At 72.5% G+C, this 16,640-nt stretch carries 14 protein-coding genes; 7 read left to right on the forward strand and 7 right to left on the reverse strand.

Annotated elements, in window-relative coordinates; genetic code table 11:
- Positions 1-103: 103 nt before the first annotated feature.
- Positions 104-1,336, forward strand: coding sequence for a GNAT family N-acetyltransferase (locus AMK22_RS08510; RefSeq protein WP_073783022.1), 1,233 nt, complete (start codon positions 104-106; stop codon positions 1,334-1,336).
- A 104-nt stretch (positions 1,337-1,440) separates the two neighbouring features.
- Here the strand turns inward: AMK22_RS08510 and AMK22_RS08515 are convergent, their stop codons facing one another.
- Together AMK22_RS08515 and AMK22_RS08520 are read right to left on the reverse strand one after the other, a co-directional pair.
- On the reverse strand, positions 1,441-2,250 hold the full coding sequence (locus AMK22_RS08515; protein ID WP_073783024.1) for an Fpg/Nei family DNA glycosylase: 810 nt from the start codon (positions 2,248-2,250) through the stop codon (positions 1,441-1,443).
- 451 nt (positions 2,251-2,701) lie between these two features.
- Positions 2,702-3,190 carry a ribose-5-phosphate isomerase gene (locus tag AMK22_RS08520; RefSeq protein ID WP_073783026.1) on the reverse strand — a complete coding sequence of 163 codons (489 nt, stop codon included), beginning with the start codon at positions 3,188-3,190 and terminating at the stop codon, positions 2,702-2,704.
- A 522-nt stretch (positions 3,191-3,712) separates the two neighbouring features.
- Here AMK22_RS08520 and AMK22_RS08525 point away from each other — a divergent pair.
- Complete coding sequence (locus tag AMK22_RS08525) at positions 3,713-5,239, forward strand: amino acid permease (RefSeq protein WP_079185991.1); 1,527 nt, start codon at positions 3,713-3,715, stop codon at positions 5,237-5,239.
- 71 nt (positions 5,240-5,310) lie between these two features.
- Here AMK22_RS08525 and AMK22_RS08530 read toward each other — a convergent pair whose 3' ends face one another.
- Entirely contained in the window at positions 5,311-5,907 is a 597-nt protein-coding gene (locus tag AMK22_RS08530) for a biotin transporter BioY (protein ID WP_073783028.1), read from the reverse strand.
- 430 nt (positions 5,908-6,337) lie between these two features.
- Here AMK22_RS08530 and AMK22_RS08535 point away from each other — a divergent pair, with 430 nt between their 5' ends.
- The gene (locus tag AMK22_RS08535) at positions 6,338-7,798 is read left to right on the forward strand and encodes an amino acid permease (RefSeq protein ID WP_073783030.1); all 1,461 of its coding nucleotides are present in this window, start codon (positions 6,338-6,340) and stop codon (positions 7,796-7,798) included.
- Here the strand turns inward: AMK22_RS08535 and AMK22_RS08540 are convergent.
- A complete protein-coding gene (locus AMK22_RS08540) occupies positions 7,788-8,492 on the reverse strand; it encodes a histidine phosphatase family protein (RefSeq protein ID WP_079185992.1) in 705 nt (234 codons plus the stop codon). The two genes, AMK22_RS08535 and AMK22_RS08540, sit on opposite strands and share 11 nt — an antisense overlap.
- A 127-nt stretch (positions 8,493-8,619) precedes the next feature.
- Positions 8,620-10,062: an FGGY-family carbohydrate kinase gene (locus tag AMK22_RS08545; RefSeq protein ID WP_073783032.1), complete on the reverse strand. Its 1,443-nt coding sequence runs from the start codon at positions 10,060-10,062 to the stop codon at positions 8,620-8,622.
- Positions 10,063-10,276: 214 nt separating this feature from the next.
- Between AMK22_RS08545 and AMK22_RS08550 the strand changes: the two genes are divergently transcribed.
- The 4 genes from AMK22_RS08550 to AMK22_RS08570 all read left to right on the forward strand — a co-directional run bounded on the left by AMK22_RS08550 (position 10,277) and on the right by AMK22_RS08570 (position 14,783).
- Positions 10,277-11,050 carry a DeoR/GlpR family DNA-binding transcription regulator gene (locus AMK22_RS08550; protein WP_073783034.1) on the forward strand — a complete coding sequence of 258 codons (774 nt, stop codon included), beginning with the start codon at positions 10,277-10,279 and terminating at the stop codon, positions 11,048-11,050.
- Between the two features lie 290 nt (positions 11,051-11,340).
- The gene (locus AMK22_RS08560) at positions 11,341-12,450 is read left to right on the forward strand and encodes an NAD(P)-dependent oxidoreductase (RefSeq protein WP_242433884.1); all 1,110 of its coding nucleotides are present in this window, start codon (positions 11,341-11,343) and stop codon (positions 12,448-12,450) included.
- A 37-nt stretch (positions 12,451-12,487) separates the two neighbouring features.
- Positions 12,488-13,936, forward strand: coding sequence for an FGGY-family carbohydrate kinase (locus tag AMK22_RS08565; RefSeq protein WP_073783040.1), 1,449 nt, complete (start codon positions 12,488-12,490; stop codon positions 13,934-13,936).
- Positions 13,937-14,141: 205 nt separating this feature from the next.
- Positions 14,142-14,783 carry a superoxide dismutase gene (locus tag AMK22_RS08570; protein WP_073783042.1) on the forward strand — a complete coding sequence of 214 codons (642 nt, stop codon included), beginning with the start codon at positions 14,142-14,144 and terminating at the stop codon, positions 14,781-14,783.
- Between the two features lie 128 nt (positions 14,784-14,911).
- On the opposite strand, the gene AMK22_RS08575 is transcribed toward AMK22_RS08570, so the two are convergent.
- On the reverse strand, positions 14,912-15,784 hold the full coding sequence (locus AMK22_RS08575; protein ID WP_199883164.1) for an alpha/beta fold hydrolase: 873 nt from the start codon (positions 15,782-15,784) through the stop codon (positions 14,912-14,914).
- Positions 15,785-15,825: 41 nt separating this feature from the next.
- The gene (locus AMK22_RS08580) at positions 15,826-16,533 is read right to left on the reverse strand and encodes an O-methyltransferase (RefSeq protein ID WP_073783044.1); all 708 of its coding nucleotides are present in this window, start codon (positions 16,531-16,533) and stop codon (positions 15,826-15,828) included.
- Positions 16,534-16,640: the final 107 nt, after the last annotated feature.

Raw genomic sequence — 16,640 nt, forward strand, 5'->3', positions numbered from 1 at the left:
CGGGGACCCTATCCACCCGACGGCTTCCGGCGCAGGGGGACCCCCGTGACAATGCGTTCGAAATCGGGTCGACCAGGTGCTGGGCCCCTGATAGGTATGAACCATGACGACCGAGCTTCGCGTACTGCGCCCCTCCGAGTGGAACCAATGGTTCGAGTCCCTGGAACTCGCGTTCGGCGGAGTCGCGGAGCCACCGGAGCAGCGCGAGCTGGATGAGCAACTGACCGAGCCCGAGCGGTCGCTCGGTATCTGGGACGGTTCCGACGTGGTCGCCACGGCGGGGGCGTTCAGCTTCCGGGTCGCCGTGCCGGGCGGGGCGCTGATACCCGCCGCCGGGGTCACGATGGTGAGCGTCGCGTCCACGCACCGCAGGCGCGGGCTGCTGACCTCCATGATGCGTCGGCAGCTCGACGACGTCCGGGCGCTGGGTGAGCCGTTCGCCGTTCTGACGGCGTCGGAGCCCGTGATCTACGGCCGGTTCGGCTACGGGGCGGCCAGCCGGCAGATGTCCCTGACGATCGACACGGACCGGGTGCGGCTGACGGTGCCGGAGGGCACCGACGCGGTGCGGCTGCGTCACGCGCGGCCGGACGAGGCGGTGGCCGCGTGCGAGAGCGTCTACGCGCAGTTGGTGTCCGGTCGTCCCGGCACCCCCGCCCACGGCCCCGGCTGGGAGCGCAAGCCGATGGTCGATCCGCCGAGCGGACGTCAGGGGGCCTCCGCGCAGCAATGCGTGCTGGCGGAGCTGGACGGCGAGGTCGTCGGCTATGTGACGTATCGCATCAAGCCCGACTGGGACATGGCGGGCCCCCGGGGCACGGTGATCGTGAACGATCTCGACGCGCTGGACCCGGCGTCGTACGCGGCGCTGTGGCGGTTCGTCTTCGACATCGACCTGACGTCGACGGTGGAGGCTCGGAACCGGCCGGAGGACGACGCGGTGCTGCATCTGGTGTCGGACGTGCGGCGGTGCGACGTCCGGCTCCGGGACTCGCTCCACGTACGGCTGGTGGAGCTGGGTGCGGCGCTGGAGGCGCGGACGTACCGGGCGCCGGTGGACGTGGTGTTCGAGGTCGAGGACACGTTCTGCCCCTGGAACGCGGGGCGTTGGCGGCTCACGGGCGACGCAAAGGGCGCGGCGACCTGTCGGCGGACCGAGGACCCGGCCGACCTCGCGCTGTCGGTAAGGGAGTTGGGCTCGGTGTATCTGGGTGGCGAGTCCCTGACGGCACTGGCGCGCGCCGGACGGGTGCGGGAGCTGCGGCCGGGCGCGCTGGCGCAGGCGTCGACGGCGTTCTCGTCGGACGTGGCACCGTGGCTGCCCCGGGGGTTCTGAACCGGGGTGCCGTGCCCGGGGGTTTCGCCCCGGGGTGCCGGCCCGGCGGTTCGGGGACGGCCCCTTCCAGGGGGCTCCGGCTCGTGGGAGGTCCGGTGGCGGGCTCAGGCCTGCTGGCAGCCCGGGCACCAGAAGAGGTTGCGAGCGGCGAGATCGGCGGTGCGGATCTCGCCGCCACAGATGTGGCAGGACTGCCGGGCCCTGCGGTACACGTACACCTCGCCGCCGTGGTCGTCGACGCGCGGCGGGCGGCCCATGGCCTTTGGGGTGTGCTCGGGACGGACCGTGTCGATCCGGTTGTTCCGCACGCCCTCGCGCATCAGCGCCACCAGGTCGGCCCAGATCGCGTCCCACTCGGCGCGCCGCAGGTCCTTGCCCTGGCGGTAGGGGTCGATGCCGTGCCGGAACAGCACCTCCGCGCGGTACACGTTGCCGACGCCCGCGATGACCTTCTGGTCCATCAGCAGGGCGGCGACCGTGATCCGGCTGCGGGAGATCCGCCGCCAGGCCCGCTCGCCGTCCTCGTCGGTCCGCAGCGGGTCCGGGCCGAGGCGGTCGTGTATCGCGCGCTTCTCGGGTTCGGTGATCAGGGCGCAGGTGGTGGGGCCGCGCAGATCCGCGTGGTGGTCGTCGTTCACCAGGCGCAGCCGGACCGTGTCGGTGGGCGGCGGGGCCGGGGTGGTCCCGAAGCCGAGCTTGCCGAAGAGGCCCAGGTGGATGTGGACCCAGCCGATGTCCCCGAAGCCGAGGAAGAGGTGCTTGCCGTGGGCGTCGACGCCGGTGAAGGTCCGGCCGTCGAGCAGCGCGGCGCTGTCGGAGAACTTGCCCTGCGGGCTGCTCACCCGCACCGGCCGCCTGGCGAACCTGTCCCGGTGGTCCGCCGCGAGGCGGTGGATCGTGTGTCCCTCGGGCACTGCGGCGGCTCTCCTCGGTGACGGTGGCGGTAGCGCCGACAGTGGCAGTGGCGGTGCCGCCGACGGCGGTGATGACGTCGCCGACGGCTGGTGCTGCGACCGGAAGGGTTCACCGACTCGCGACGCCCGCAAACCTTTCCGGCCACAGCACTAGTGCCGCTCCCGGCAACGTTTGCCCCGTCGCACCGTCCGGCACGCACTCCCCCAAGGCCTTAAGGGCCAGGGGGGACCCCCTTCGGCGTTGGCCGAAAGCCCACGTAGCCCTTCCCCAAGCTCTCGACTTCGTTCGAGCAGGGGAGACCCCATCCGAGGGCTTTCGGCCGCCTTGCGATCGCACGCACCGGACGCCGCTCCTTCCGGGCAAACCTTGCTGGTCACGGCACTAGGGGCGCGACGGGCCGGACACGGCTGTGCCGCCGGGGGCTTCCGGCGGCACAGGGGCGGTCGTCGGTCAGCCCTGCTGCGGGTGGTGGGCGGGGATCGGCGGGAGTTCGCCGGTCGTCTCGTACGCCGTCAGCATCTCGATGCGGCGGGTGTGGCGCTCCTCGCCGGAGTACGGGGTGGCCAGGAAGATCTCGACGAACTTGGTGGCCTCGTCCAGCGAGTGCATCCGGCCGCCGATGGCGACCACGTTGGCGTTGTTGTGCTCGCGGCCCAGGGCGGCGGTCTGCTCGCTCCAGGCGAGCGCGGCACGCACGCCCTTGACCTTGTTGGCGGCGATCTGCTCGCCGTTGCCGGAGCCGCCGATCACGATGCCGAGGCCGTCCGGGTCCGCGGCCGTCCGCTCGGCGGCACGCAGGCAGAACGGCGGGTAGTCGTCCTGGGCGTCGTAGATGTGGGGGCCGCAGTCGACGGCCTCGTGGCCCTGGGCCGTCAGCCACTCGACGAGGTGGTTCTTGAGTTCATAGCCGGCATGGTCCGAGCCGAGGTACACGCGCATGTCTCCGAGTGTGGCACGAGCGGCGCCGGACAGCCGTCATCGGGGTCATGTCACGGTGTCCTCCGGGCCCGCCGGACCCGGAGGCCGCCCCGACGGCCCCGCGTGACCTACGACACACCCTCATGCGGCGCGACATGACGTCGTGTGAGGCACGACACACCCCCACGTCGAGCACGGTTCGTCCCGCGATGCGGTAGAACGCGCGCGGTCAAACGGTGTCGCACGGGCGGAACCCGCACGGGAAGCACCCCGCGCGGGGCTGGTCGCCCCTGTGTGGTTCGTGTGCGCGCCGTGTGTGGGGAACGCCTCACCGGCAACTTTTCTGCCAAGAAATCGGAATGAAGGGTTCCGTTCTTGGTGTCCGAGGAGCTTCAATGCACCACGCCCTGCTCACGGCATCCGCGAGCCGGGCGACCGCGCCCCACCGCGGTATTCGTGGCCGAGCGACCGCGCCCCACCGCGGCATTCGCACGGCGGCCGGGGCGTGCTCGAGTGATCGGCACAGGTAAGGACTCCAATCCCATGACGTCGCAGACGACTCCGACCAGGCCGGGCCGGCCCGGCGAACAGGACCGGTCCGACGGGGCGGCCCCGGCGAACTCCTCCGGCGGACTCCAGGCGGGCCTCAAGAACCGCCACCTCTCGATGATCGCCATCGGCGGTGTCATCGGTGCGGGCCTCTTCGTCGGTTCCGGGACCGGCATCGCCGCGGCCGGACCGTCCATCCTGATCTCGTACGCCCTGGTCGGCCTGATGGTCGTCTTCGTGATGCGGATGCTCGGCGAGATGGCGGCGGCCCGCCCCAGTTCCGGTTCCTTCTCCGCCTACGCCGACCAGGCGCTGGGCCGCTGGGCCGGCTTCTCGATCGGCTGGCTGTACTGGTTCTTCTGGGTCGTGGTGCTCGCCGTCGAGGCGACGGCCGGCGCCAAGATCCTGGAGGGCTGGGTACCGGGCGTCCCGCAGTGGGCGTGGGCGCTGATCGTGATGGTCGTGCTGACCGCGACGAACCTGGTCTCGGTCGGGTCGTACGGCGAGTTCGAGTTCTGGTTCGCCGGGATCAAGGTCGTGGCGATCGCCGCGTTCGTGGTCGTCGGCCTGCTGGCCGTCTTCGGGGTGCTGCCCGGAGCGGACAACCCGGCCACGGGGTTCGCCCATCTCACCGACTCGGGCGGGTTCTTCCCCGCAGGGGTGGGCGCCATCCTCACCGGTGTGCTGATGGTCGTCTTCTCCTTCATGGGCAGTGAGATCGTCACCCTCGCCGCGGGCGAGTCCGAGGATCCGCAGCGCGCCGTGCGGCAGGCCACGAACAGCGTGATCTGGCGGATCGCCGTCTTCTACCTGGGCTCGATCTTCGTCGTGCTGGCCCTGGTGCCGTGGAACGACCCGTCGCTCGTGAAGGACGGCAGCTACGTGGCCGCCCTCAACGCCATCGGCATCCCGCACGCCGGCCAGGTCATGAACGTCATCGTGCTGACGGCCGTGCTGTCCTGTCTGAACTCCGGCCTCTACACCGCCTCGCGGATGGCGTTCTCGCTCGGCGAGCGCGGGGACGCGCCGAAGGCGTTCGCCCGGGTGAACAAGCGGGGCGTGCCGCAGACGGCCATCCTGTCGTCCGTCGTCTTCGGCTTCGTCGCGGTGTTCTTCAACTACCAGTGGCCCGACACCGTCTTCCAGTTCCTGCTGAACTCTTCCGGCGCGGTCGCGCTGTTCGTCTGGCTGGTCATCTGCTTCACGCAGTTGCGGATGCGGGGCATGATCCTGCGCGAGTCGCCGGAGAAGCTGGTCGTGCGGATGTGGCTCTTCCCGTACCTGACCTGGGCGACCATCGCGATGATCTCGTTCGTCCTGGTCTACATGCTGACCGACGACAGCGGGCGTGAGCAGGTGCTGCTCTCACTGCTCGTGGCGGCGCTGGTGGTGGCGATCGCGCTGGTGCGCGATGTCCGGCACCGGAAGGCCGCGGGATCCGTGCAGGCCGTGAACGCCGTGGCCGCCGCGGAGGCCGCGGCGGGCGGGGCGGGCGGGGCGGCGCAGGAGGCCCGGGCCTGAGCGCCGCTCCGGATCCGGGCGCGGCCTCTTCGCGCGTTGCGGGCGTACCCGGGGATGGTGCGGGCCGGGGGTCAGCCCCGGCGGCCGGCCAGCTTCCAGGCCGCGGGCAGCGCGCCCATGGCGAGCGCGGCCTTCAGCACGTCACCGAGCAGGAACGGCACCAGGCCGGCCGCGATCGCGGCGCTCGCCGACATGCCGGTGGACAGTGCCAGGTACGGAACGCCGACCGCGTAGATGACCGCGGAGCCCAGCGCCATCGTGCCCGCGGTGCGCAGCACGGACCGGTCCCCGCCACGACGAGCGAGGGCGCCGACCACGACGGCGGCGAGCAGCATGCCGAGGACGTAACCGAACGACGGGAAGCCCATCCCGGACCTGGCCTCGGCGAACCACGGCATCCCCGCCATGCCGACGAGCGTGTACACGGCGAGGGAGAGGAAGCCGCGACGGGCGCCGAGCGCGGTGCCGACGAGGAGCGCGGCGAAGGTCTGGCCCGTGACCGGGACCGGCGAGCCGGGGATCGGGACGGCGATCTGGGCGGCGATCCCGGTGAGCGCGGCGCCCCCGAGGACCAGGGCCGTGTCGACGGCGTAACGGTTCCGGGCGGCGGGCAGCAGGTCGGCGAGGACCGCTCCGGTACGGACGGGGGCGGCGGCAGCAGTGCTCATCGGGACTCCGCGGGGTGAGGACAGGAAGGGACAGACCGGACCGACGTTAGCCCACGGGTCAACGGCCGATCACCGTCAGCGGCCGACAAGCACCGATCGAGGCATTGGTGGAGTTCACACAAAGACACTCACGCAATCACACGGTGACGTGATGCTCGTCACTGAGGTGGGGGCCGGATCACACGGTCGCTCGCTCACGGGATCCACCCGAGAAGAACTGTAGGTTCCCCCCAAAAGCCGGTGCGGGCGTTCCTCCCGGCTCGCGACGTCGGCGGCGCCACGTGCCCGTATGCGCACGATGTGTGAGCATCGTGCCCGTATGGCGGACACCGGTTCCCGGTCGATGACATGCGCGCCCAGACTGTGCGCGACGTCCCCCACGCCCCACGTCGCGTCCCCCCATGTGTCGCCTACCGAACAGAGCACGTCCATGTCGCGGAATCCCGCTTCTCCCCCCACGGAAGACCCCGCGGAACCCCGGGCCGGAACCGGCACCGGTTCGGGTTCCCCCGTCACCGTCCCCGGCACCCCCACCGACGCCGTCCTCACCCACGGGCTCAAGCAGCGGCACCTGTCGATGATCGCGCTCGGCGGTGTCATCGGCGCCGGGCTGTTCGTCGGCTCGGGCGCCGGCATCGCCGCCGCGGGCCCCTCGATCGTCGTCGCGTACGCCGTCTCCGGGCTGCTGGTCATGCTCGTGATGCGGATGCTCGGCGAGATGTCGGCCGCGAACCCGGCCTCCGGTTCCTTCTCCGTCCACGCGGAACGGGCGATCGGGCCGTGGGCGGGGTTCGCCGTCGGCTGGGCGTTCTGGGTGCTGCTCTGCGTCGCCGTCGGCCTGGAGGGCATCGGCGCCGCGAAGATCGTCACGGGCTGGCTGCCGGGCACCCCGGAGTGGGCCTGGGTCGCGCTGTTCATGGTGGTCTTCCTCGGCACGAACCTGGCCTCGGTGAAGAAGTTCGGCGAGTTCGAGTTCTGGTTCGCGACGCTCAAGGTCGTGGCGATCACGCTCTTCCTCGTCCTGGGCGTGCTGGCGATCCTCGGTCTGCTGCCCGGTGCGGACGCCCCCGGCACCAGCAACCTCCGCGGCGAGGGCGGCTTCCTGCCGAACGGCGGCGAGGGACTGGTGATCGGCCTGCTCGCCTCCGTCTTCGCGTACGGGGGTCTGGAGACCGTCACCATCGCCGCGGCCGAGTCCGAAAACCCGGTACGGGGCGTCGCCAAGGCCGTACGGACCGCCATGTGGCGGATCGCGCTGTTCTACGTCGGTTCGATGGCCGTCGTCGTGACGCTGGTGCCGTGGGACGATCCGCAGATCGTGAAGGTCGGCCCGTTCTACGCGACCCTGAACCACCTCGGGATCGGTGGCGCCGCGCAGATCATGAACGTGGTCGTCCTGGTCGCCCTGCTCTCCGCGATGAACGCCAACATCTACGGCTCCTCGCGCATGGCCTGCTCGCTGGTGGCCCGTGGCCAGGGGCCGCGGCGGCTCGGCCGGATCTCGTCGGGCGTGCCGCGCAACGCCGTCCTGGCCTCGTCGGTGTTCGGCTTCCTGTGCGTGCTGCTCAGCTACTGGCGTCCCGACGACGTCTTCCCGTGGCTGCTCAACATGATCGGCGCGGTCATCCTGGTCGTCTGGATATTCATCGCCGTCTCCCAGCTGATCCTGCGCGGTCGGCTCCAGCGCGAGGCCCCGGAGAAGCTCGTCGTACGGATGTGGTTCTTCCCGGTGCTGACGCTGGTGGCACTGCTGGCGATGGCCGGGATCTTCGTCCTGATGCTGCGCCAGCCGGGCACGCGCGACCAGCTGGTGGCGAGCGGCGCCCTCACCGCCGTACTGATCGTCGCCGGTGTCGTACGGCAGCGACGGGCCGCGGCGGTCACGGGCTGACGCCGGGGGCACGGGGCGCGTCCGTCGCGTCCGGCACGGCGGTGCCGTCCGGGGCGCACGGCACCTCGGGGTCGTCCGGGGCGCACGGCACGTTCAGGGAGAGCAGCGCCCCGCCCCGCTGCCCGATCCGTACCTCGCTGATCGCCGTGTTCCGCAGCTTGGGGAAGACCCGGCGGTAGGCGCCCAGCGGGATCGACAGCAGTTCGCAGAGGACGAGCCTGAGCAGGGTGTTGTGGGCGACGACGAGCACCCGCCCGCCCGGGTGCTCGTCCGCGATGCGGCGCAGTGCCGTCGCGCCCCGGGCAGCCGCCGCCCGGGGGTCCTCGGCCCCGGGGAACGGATGGGCCACCGGGTCGGCGCGGTACTCCCGGCCCTGCCGGGGGTGCTCGGCCTCGAACTCCGCCAGGGTGCGCCCCTCCACCTCACCGAAGTCGCACTCGCGCAGGTCGTGGTCGCGCCGGGGCGTGAGACCGAGCGCCCGGCACGCGGGCCGCGCGGTCTCGATCGCGCGGCTGAGCGTCGACGTCCGGATCGCGTCGACCGGGTGCCGGGCCGCCCACTCCCCCAGCCGCCGGGCCTGGCGGCGCCCCTCGTCGGTGAGCGCGATGTCGCTGACCCCGGCGTAGCGGTTCTCCGCATGCCAGACGGTCTGCCCGTGGCGGACGAGCAGCAGGGTGGCCGGGCTCCTGGTCATGGCTTCTCCGTTCGGGTACGGGCGGTCATAGTGGTCTTCCGTTCGTACGGGTCGAGGTGCGGGCGGCCGAGAGGCGCCCCCAGGCCCTCACGCGCGCCGGGGGCACGGCTTCCCGGGACCGCCGCGGTCACGGTTCCCCCGCGCGGTCACGGGCATGGGCGGCGACGGGACCGGGCAGCCAGCCGCGCCGCTCCAGCTCGTCGACCAGCGCGACGTACGGCTCGGTGTACCACGCGGTGCGCGCCGGATGCGGGCGCAGCACGTGCCGCAGTCGTACCATCCGGTTCGCGGCCCCCGCCAGGGTGTCGGCGGCCCGCGCGCCGTACGCGGCGAGGACGGCCATGCCGAGCGCGGGTTCGGCGGAGCGCGGAATGTACACGGGCCGGCCCAGGATGTCGGCGCGCAGCCTGCTCCAGTAGCCGCTGCGGACCGCGCCACCGGTGAAGGTGAGCCGGCCGTGCAGCGGGGCGCCGAGCAGGTCGAGGTAGTCGAGGCAGAGCCGTTCGACCAGTCCCGTCCCGGTGAGCAGGGCCGCCCAGTGCTCGGCCTCGTCGGCGGGCTCGCCGAGCAGGAAGCCGGTGGCCCCGGGCGCGGCGAAGGGGAAGCGTTCGCCCGTTCCGGCGAGGGGATAGGCCACCGCCCGTGCCGGTTCGCTCGTGCGGGCCAGCGCGTCCATGCGGGCGGGGTCCGCGCCCGGGAACGCGGCGGTCAGCGCCCCGCCACCGACCCCGGAGGCGCCGCCCGGCAGCCAGCCGCCGTCCGGGGCGCGGTGGTTGTAGACCACCCCGGCCCGGTCCACGACCGGCGACGAGGTGACCCCCTTCAGGACCAGCGTCGTGCCGAGCACCGAGTTCCAGGAGCCCGTGGTGAGCGCGCCCGAGGCGATCTGCGCCGCGCAGCCGTCCGTCATCCCGGACACCAGGAGCGTCCCCGCCGGGATGCCGGTCTCCTCCGCCGCCGCCCGCCCCACCTCCCCGATCCGCCGGCCGGGCCGCACCACCTCCGGGAACAGCTCCCGCGACAGACCCAGCCGGCCGAACCCGCGGTGCGGCCAGTCGTCACGCTCCAGGTCGTACCCGGTCTTCAGGGCGTGGCTGGAGTCGGTGGGCAGCGGCGTCCCGGCGAGCCGGGCCAGCACCAGGTCGGCCTGGTGCATGACGCGCACCGTGTCGCCCACGCGGCCCCCGTGCGCCCGCCCGTACTCCCGCAGCAGCCACATCACCTTGGGCAGGGCCCAGCTCGGCGGCGTCCGGGCCCGGACGGCCTCGGCCGCGGCCCGTCCGTCGTCGTACATCACCCCCGGCGTCAGCGGCCGTCCCGCCCGGTCGCCGAGCAGGACCGTGCCGGAGGTGGCGCAGACGGCCAGCGCGCGGGGCGGGGCGGGGTGGTCGCGCAGCGCTTGGCGGCAGGCCGCGCACACCGCCGTCCACCAGTCGACGGGCCGCTGCTCGTGCCGTACGCCGTCGCGTCTTCCGGTGAGCGGGGCGGAGCCGCTGCCGAGGATCTCGCCCCGGTCCCCCGCCACCACCGCGCGGACGCCCTGCGTGCCGAGATCGATGCCCATCCACATATCGGTCCCTCCTGTGAACTTCTCACTCTGCACCGAGAATTTCCGTTGCGCGAGGGATTGACGGTCAACTACGCCTGTTCCAAGCTCTGTTAACCAGTCGATCTGGTGTGTGAGCGGGCCCCGCCCGTGAGGAATTTCGGAAGAATTCGGGAATCAGAGGGATCAGCACGTGAGCAGCGTTCCGCAGCGGGGGCCGGCCCCGCGTCAGGCATCCATGGCCGAGTACGTCCTCGCGCAGGGCGAGGCGAGCGCCGCCGAACTGGCGGAGCGTTTCGACGTCAGCCTGATGACCATCCACCGGGACCTGGACGAACTGGAGCGACAGGGCATCGTCCGCAAGTTCCGCGGTGGGGTCACCGCACAGCCGTCCGGGGTCTTCGAGTCGAACGTCGCCTACCGGCTGAAGGCGATGCGGGCCGAGAAGGCCGCCGTCGCCGCGCGGGCCCTGGAACTGGTCGAGCCGGGCATGGCGGTGATGCTGGACGACTCGACGTCCACGCTGGAGATCGCGCGCGGGCTGCGGTCCATCACCCCGCTGACCGTCGTCACCAACTTCCTCGAGGCGATCAATCTGCTGTCGCACGAGCGCGGCATCCATCTGATGGGGCTCGGCGGCGACTTCGACCCGCTGCACGCCTCCTTCCTGGGTGTCTCGTGCGTGGAGGCGGTGCAGTCGCTCCAGGTCGACATATGTTTCACGTCCACCTCCGCCGTGTCCGGCGGTTTCGCCTACCACCAGGAGCAGCGCATCGTCTCGGTCAAGCGGGCGATGCTCGACTCGGCGAGCCGCAACGTGCTGCTGCTCGACCATTCCAAGCTGGGCCGGGTCGCCCTGCACCGGCTGGCCCCGCTCTCCCGTTTCGATCTGCTGCTGGTCGACGACGGGGCCTGTGAACGAGCGCTGCGCGAACTCGACGAGCACAAGGTGCCCTACGAGGTCTGCCGCACCGGCCGGGAGCCGGGGACGGGAGGCCGCGATGACGGCTGACCGGGCCGGTCCCGCGCGGTCCCGGACGGGTCCGTGCCGGTGGCACCGCCCCGCCCGGACGGGCGTCCCGGCGTCCCGCCGCCGCGAGCCCGCACCGGACGTCCCCTCGCGGCCCGTTCCCCGGACGGACGGCATGCCGCCGTCCGGGGCGGTGCCCGCCACCCGCCGCACCGCCCGGCGGCGGGTCGCCCGGGGATGCCCCGCGTCCGCCCGGAAGATCTTCGTACGCGTCACCGCCGCTCCACACGGCACATCCATGTCTTCGACGCCAGGACAGGAGACGCTCCGCGATGACCCGTCCCATGACGCCCGACCCGACGGCGCCCGCCGACTCCACGACGCCCCGCTCCACGGCATCTCCCTCCACCTCGCCCCGTCCCACGACGCGGGTGCTCGCCGCCGGTGACCACTTCGTCCGCAACTCCCTGATCACCCAGGCCCTGCTGCGCGCCCTCGGCCCGCTCGGCACAAAACCGCTGATCACCGAGCTCACGCTGCCCTGGCCCCTGGAACCCTTCGGGAAGGTCGCCGAGGTCGACGAGGCCAGCCACGCCGAGGACGCGCTGATCGGCGCCCTGGACGGGGTCGAGGTGTGCGTGACCCAGATGGGCCCGTTCACGGAGCGGGTCCTCGCCGCCGCCCCCGATCTGCGCCTGGTCGTGGTCTGCCGGGGCGGCCCGGTGAACGTGAACGCCGCGGCGGCGCGGGCCCGCGGGGTGCGGGTGTGCTTCGCTCCCGGGCGCAACGCTGCCGCGACCGCCGAGTTCACGGTGGGCCTGATGCTGGCGGCCCTGCGCCGCATCCCCGACGCGCACCGCTCGCTCACCGCGCACCGCCGCTGGGACGCCTCCCACTACACGTACGAGCAGTGCGGTCTGGAGCTGGAGGACACGCCCGTCGGCCTGATCGGCTACGGCGCGGTGGGCAGCCGGGTGGCCCGGGTGCTCGCCGCGTTCGGCGCGCGGGTCGAGGTGTACGACCCGTATGTGCGCGGCGACGTGCACGGCATGCGCGCCCCCTCGCTGGAGGCGTTGCTCACCCGCTCCCGGGTCCTCACCCTGCACGCCAGGCTGACCCCGGAGACCCGGCATCTCGTCGGCGCCCGCGAGCTCGCCCTGCTGCCGCGCGACGCGGTCCTGGTGAACGCGGCCCGGGGCGGGCTGCTGGACGCGGAGGCGCTGTGCGACGCCCTGGACTCGGGACGGCTGCGGGCCGCGGCGCTGGACACGTACGAGCAGGAGCCGCCGTCGCCCTCGTCACGGCTGTTCCGGACCCCGAACCTGCTGATGACGCCTCATGTGGCGGGCGCCAGCCGGTCCGTCGCGCGGAAGGCGGCGCGGATCGCGGCGGCCGAGGTCGCGCGCTACGTGCGGGGCGAGCCGCTCGCCCACGCGCTGTGACGGGAGGCGGGCCCATGACGACGTACGGAGGCACCCCATGACGACGTACCGGACCACGCCCCCCGCACCCACGGCCGACGCCCCCACCCGGTACATCGGCATCGACGTCGGCACGTCCGTGGTGAAGGCCGCGGCCTTCGGCCCGGACGGCCGCACGCTCGCCGTCGAGTCCCGCCCGGTGGGGCTCACGATCCGCGACGGATTCGTGGAACAGGACATGGACGAGGTGTACAGGGCGGTCCGTGAGGTCCTGGCCGCGCTGGGCTCCGACGGGGTCGCGTTCGCCGGTCTCACCGGCCAGGGCGACGGGGTCTGGCTGGTCGACGCGGCGGGCCGGCCGGTCCGCACCGCGATCTCCTGGATGGACGGCCGCGCCCATGAACTCGTCGACGCCTGGCAGGAGTCGGGAGTGTTCACGGCCGTGTACCGGCGCACCGGCAGCGCGATGTTCCCCGGCTGTCCGGGACCGGTGCTGGCCTGGCTCGACCGCCACGACCCCGCCTCGCTCGACGCCGCCACCACCGCGCTGTACTGCAAGGACATGGTGTTCCAGCGGCTGACGGGGGTCCGGGCCACGGACGTCTCCGACGCGTCGATGCCCTTCCTGAACCCGATGACGCGTACGTACTCCTCCGATGTCGTGGCGGCGCTCGGCCTCGGCCACCGGGCCGCGCTCCTCGCCCCGGTCAGCGACCCGGTCGCCACCGCCGAGCTCCCCTCGGGCGTACGGATCTCCAACGGCCCGTACGACCTGCCGGCCTGCGCGCTGGGCGCGGGCGTCACCCGGCCCGGCGACGGTCTGCTGATCGTCGGCACGTGTCTGGCCGCGCTGGTGGCGACAAAGCGGCTCGACCTGGACGGCGAACCCGCGGGCCTGCACATCTCCACCGACCGTCCCGGTCACTGGCTGCGCGCCATGCCCGCGATGGTCGGCACGGCGGCCCTCGACTGGGTCCTGGCCACGACCGGCGTACGCCACACGGACGTCGACCGGCTGCTCACCGCCACCCCGCCGGGTGCCAACGGCGTACGGGTGCTGCCCTACTTCGCCCCCTCCGGCGAACGCGCCCCCTTCGTCGAGCCCAGGCTGCGCGCCGAGCTCGTCGGGGTCTGTCTGGAGACCACCCCGGCGGACCTGGTCCGCGCGGTCTGCGAGGGCATCGGTTTCGCCGCCCGCCACTGCCTGGACGCCGCGGGCCTCACTGGCACCCTGGCGCTGTGCGGCGGCGGCACCCGCTCCCCCGCCTGGACCCGGCTGTTCGCGGACGTGCTGGGCCGCCCGGTGCGGATCGTCGAGGGCGAGGTGGGCGCGCGGGGCGCGGTCCTCGCGGCGGCGCGGCGCTTCGGCGCGGAGCTGGACACGGCCGCCTGGACGGCCCCCGCGGAGGTGGTCGAACCGGACCCCGCGCGTGCGGCGTTCTACGCGAAGGCGTACGAGAACCACCTGACCCGCCTCGCCGAGGCCCGCACGCGAGCCCGCGCCTGAGGCCGGGCCCGCGCCCGGAGCGGTTCCCGCGCCCGAAGCCGGGACCGTGCCCGGAGCGGGCCCCGCCCCCGGGGCCGGCGTGGCGACACGGTCCCGGACCTAAGTCGAAGGACTGATCACCATCGGCACGCCCTGCTGTTAGCCTGCTCCTGCTCTTGCATAGAGTTTGCAACAACAACAGGAAAGCAGCTGGAGGGTTCGAACCATGGCCACGTACACGCTTCCGGAACTCCCGTACGACTACGCGGCGCTCGAACCGGTCATCAACCCGCAGATCGTCGAGCTCCACCACGACAAGCACCACGCCGCCTACGTGAAGGGGGCGAACGACACCCTGGAGCAGCTGGAGGAGGCGCGCGACAAGGGGACGTGGGGCGCGATCAACGGGCTCCAGAAGAACCTGGCGTTCCACCTCTCCGGCCACATCCTGCACTCGATCTACTGGCACAACATGACCGGTGACGGCGGCGGCGAGCCCCTCGCCGCGGACGGCGTCGGCGACCTCGCGGACGCGATCACGGAGTCGTTCGGTTCGTTCGCCGGTTTCAAGGCCCAGCTGACGAAGGCCGCGGCCACCACGCAGGGCTCCGGCTGGGGCGTCCTGGCGTACGAGCCGGTCAGCGGCAAGCTGATCGTCGAGCAGGTCTACGACCACCAGGGCAACGTCGGCCAGGGCTCCACCCCGATCCTGGTCTTCGACGCCTGGGAGCACGCCTTCTACCTCCAGTACAAGAACCAGAAGGTCGACTTCATCGACGCCATGTGGGCCGTCGTCAACTGGCAGGACGTGGCGAAGCGTTACGCGGCGGCCAAGGAGCGCGCCGACGTGCTGCTGCTCGCCCCCTGACCGGGAGGCGCGTGAACGTCCTGCCTCGTGATCGTCTTCTCAACCTTCACCGGGCAGGCGGATGAAAGGAGGACCCCCGCCAGGACGTGACTGGCGGGGGTCCTTCCATCGTGTCGCCCGGCAGGGCGTCAGGGCGCGGGGACGTGCTTCAGCAGGGCGCCCAGCACCTGCTCGGCATGGGTCCAGAGCAGGGATCCGCCCGCGTCGGGCACGAGGTGCCGGACGGCGCCCGGGATGCGCGCGGCCAGCCCTTCGCCGTGGTCGGGCGAGTGACCGGTGTCCTGTTCCCCGTACCAGAGGTCGACGGGCACGGCGATGTCCGACAGCGCGATCCCCCAGTGCCCCATGGCCAGGACGGTGTCCCGGGCGTATCCGTCCGCACCCTGTGCGAAGGCTTCGTCGAGGGCGCGGCGATAGGCGGCGGCGAACGCGGGCTGCCGGTAGACGGCCAGATCGCGGTCCGGGCTGCCGGACATGACCATGTCCCACATCGCCTGCGGGGTGAACCCGGCGAAGATCTTCTCGGCGGCGGCCGGATCGGACACCGCCAGCTCCACGAGGCCCCGCAGGTCCTCCGGGAGCGCCTCGGCGAACCGCGGCTCGGCCACCTCGTCCGCCCCGGAGACCACGGCGAGCGCGCCGACCGCTCCGGCGGCGGCACAGGCGAGGGCGAAGGGCGCTCCCTGCGAATTGCCGACCACCGGCGGCCGGCCCAGTCCGCGCAGGGCGGCGAACGCCCGGACGTCGTCGGCGAAGTCCCCGAACGTACGGCCGGGCAGCGGCGAGGAGGCGCCGAGCCCGGGGCGGTCGACGGAGATCAGCCGCACACCGAGCCGGTCCAGCGCGTCGGTGCCGAACCCGAGGTGCCTGCTGGTGGCCGCGCCGGGCGACAGCAGCACCGGCACACCGTCCTTCGGTCCCCATTCCGCCCAGCCCAGCAGCCGCCCTCCCGGCAGTCGCTCCGTACCGATACGAACCGGGTCGTTCACGCGCAGATCCATGCGACTCATCCTGAGCAGGCCCCCGGGGCCTGTCGAACGAATTACGCCGACCGATGAACCTCCCGGTCACCACACCGGACCTGCCCGGTGACCAGGGCCAGCATCAGTCCGTCGTAGCCCTTGGCGCCGACGGTCTGCAGCGCGGTCGCGCTCAAGGCCGGCTCGGCGGCGACGAGTTCGGTGAACCGGCGCACGCCCCGCACCTTCGGGTCGTCGCTCCCGCCGTCGACCACCTCGCCGTCCCGCACCACGTTGTCGGCGATGATCAGGCTTCCGGGACGGGTCAGCCTCAGCGACCAGGCCAGATAGTCGGGGTTGCTCGGCTTGTCGGCGTCGATGAACACGACGTCGAACGGCCCCTGCCCCTCCGCCGCGAGCTCCGGAAGCGTGTCGAGCGCGGGGCCGACCCGTACGTCGACGACGTGCGCGAGCCCCGCCCGCGCGATGTTGGCCCGCGCGACCTCGGCGTACGCCGGATCGGCCTCCAGCGTGACGACCCTGCCGCCCTCGGGCAGCGCCCGCGCCAGCCAGATCGTGCTGTACCCGCCCAGGGTGCCGATCTCCAGCACGGTCCGCGCCCCGCGCAACCGGGCCAGCAGATGCAGCAGCTTGCCCTGATTGGCGGCGACCTGGATGGCCGGGAGCCCGGCCTCGTCGCTCGCCGCGACCGCCGCGTCCAGGGCTTCGTCCGGGCCCAGGAGCAGGCCGTTGAAGTAGTCGTCGACCTCGGTCCACCGTGCCGATTCCATGCGCGTTCCCCTCCGAAGCATAGAGTTCCCAAAAGGAACTTACCCCAGACGGCCGGATGCGATGATGGGGGCCATGAGTCCCGCCCCCGATAACCCAACCGCCCCTG

This window comes from Streptomyces sp. CB01580 (genome assembly GCF_001905795.1).
In the GTDB taxonomy this organism is placed as follows: domain Bacteria; phylum Actinomycetota; class Actinomycetes; order Streptomycetales; family Streptomycetaceae; genus Streptomyces.

Excerpts from the sequence above, each read along its gene's own strand:
- AMK22_RS08510 (WP_073783022.1), top strand. The coding sequence starts at position 104 with ATGACGACCGAGCTTCGCGTACTGCGCCCCTCCGAGTGGAACCAATGG.
- AMK22_RS08520 (WP_073783026.1), bottom strand. The coding sequence starts at position 3,190 with ATGCGCGTGTACCTCGGCTCGGACCATGCCGGCTATGAACTCAAGAAC.
- AMK22_RS08525 (WP_079185991.1), top strand. The coding sequence starts at position 3,713 with ATGACGTCGCAGACGACTCCGACCAGGCCGGGCCGGCCCGGCGAACAG.
- AMK22_RS08530 (WP_073783028.1), bottom strand. The coding sequence starts at position 5,907 with ATGAGCACTGCTGCCGCCGCCCCCGTCCGTACCGGAGCGGTCCTCGCC.
- AMK22_RS08535 (WP_073783030.1), top strand. The coding sequence starts at position 6,338 with ATGTCGCGGAATCCCGCTTCTCCCCCCACGGAAGACCCCGCGGAACCC.
- AMK22_RS08540 (WP_079185992.1), bottom strand. The coding sequence starts at position 8,492 with ATGACCAGGAGCCCGGCCACCCTGCTGCTCGTCCGCCACGGGCAGACC.
- AMK22_RS08545 (WP_073783032.1), bottom strand. The coding sequence starts at position 10,062 with ATGTGGATGGGCATCGATCTCGGCACGCAGGGCGTCCGCGCGGTGGTG.
- AMK22_RS08550 (WP_073783034.1), top strand. The coding sequence starts at position 10,277 with ATGGCCGAGTACGTCCTCGCGCAGGGCGAGGCGAGCGCCGCCGAACTG.
- AMK22_RS08560 (WP_242433884.1), top strand. The coding sequence starts at position 11,341 with ATGACCCGTCCCATGACGCCCGACCCGACGGCGCCCGCCGACTCCACG.
- AMK22_RS08565 (WP_073783040.1), top strand. The coding sequence starts at position 12,488 with ATGACGACGTACCGGACCACGCCCCCCGCACCCACGGCCGACGCCCCC.
- AMK22_RS08570 (WP_073783042.1), top strand. The coding sequence starts at position 14,142 with ATGGCCACGTACACGCTTCCGGAACTCCCGTACGACTACGCGGCGCTC.
- AMK22_RS08575 (WP_199883164.1), bottom strand. The coding sequence starts at position 15,784 with ATGGATCTGCGCGTGAACGACCCGGTTCGTATCGGTACGGAGCGACTG.
- AMK22_RS08580 (WP_073783044.1), bottom strand. The coding sequence starts at position 16,533 with ATGGAATCGGCACGGTGGACCGAGGTCGACGACTACTTCAACGGCCTG.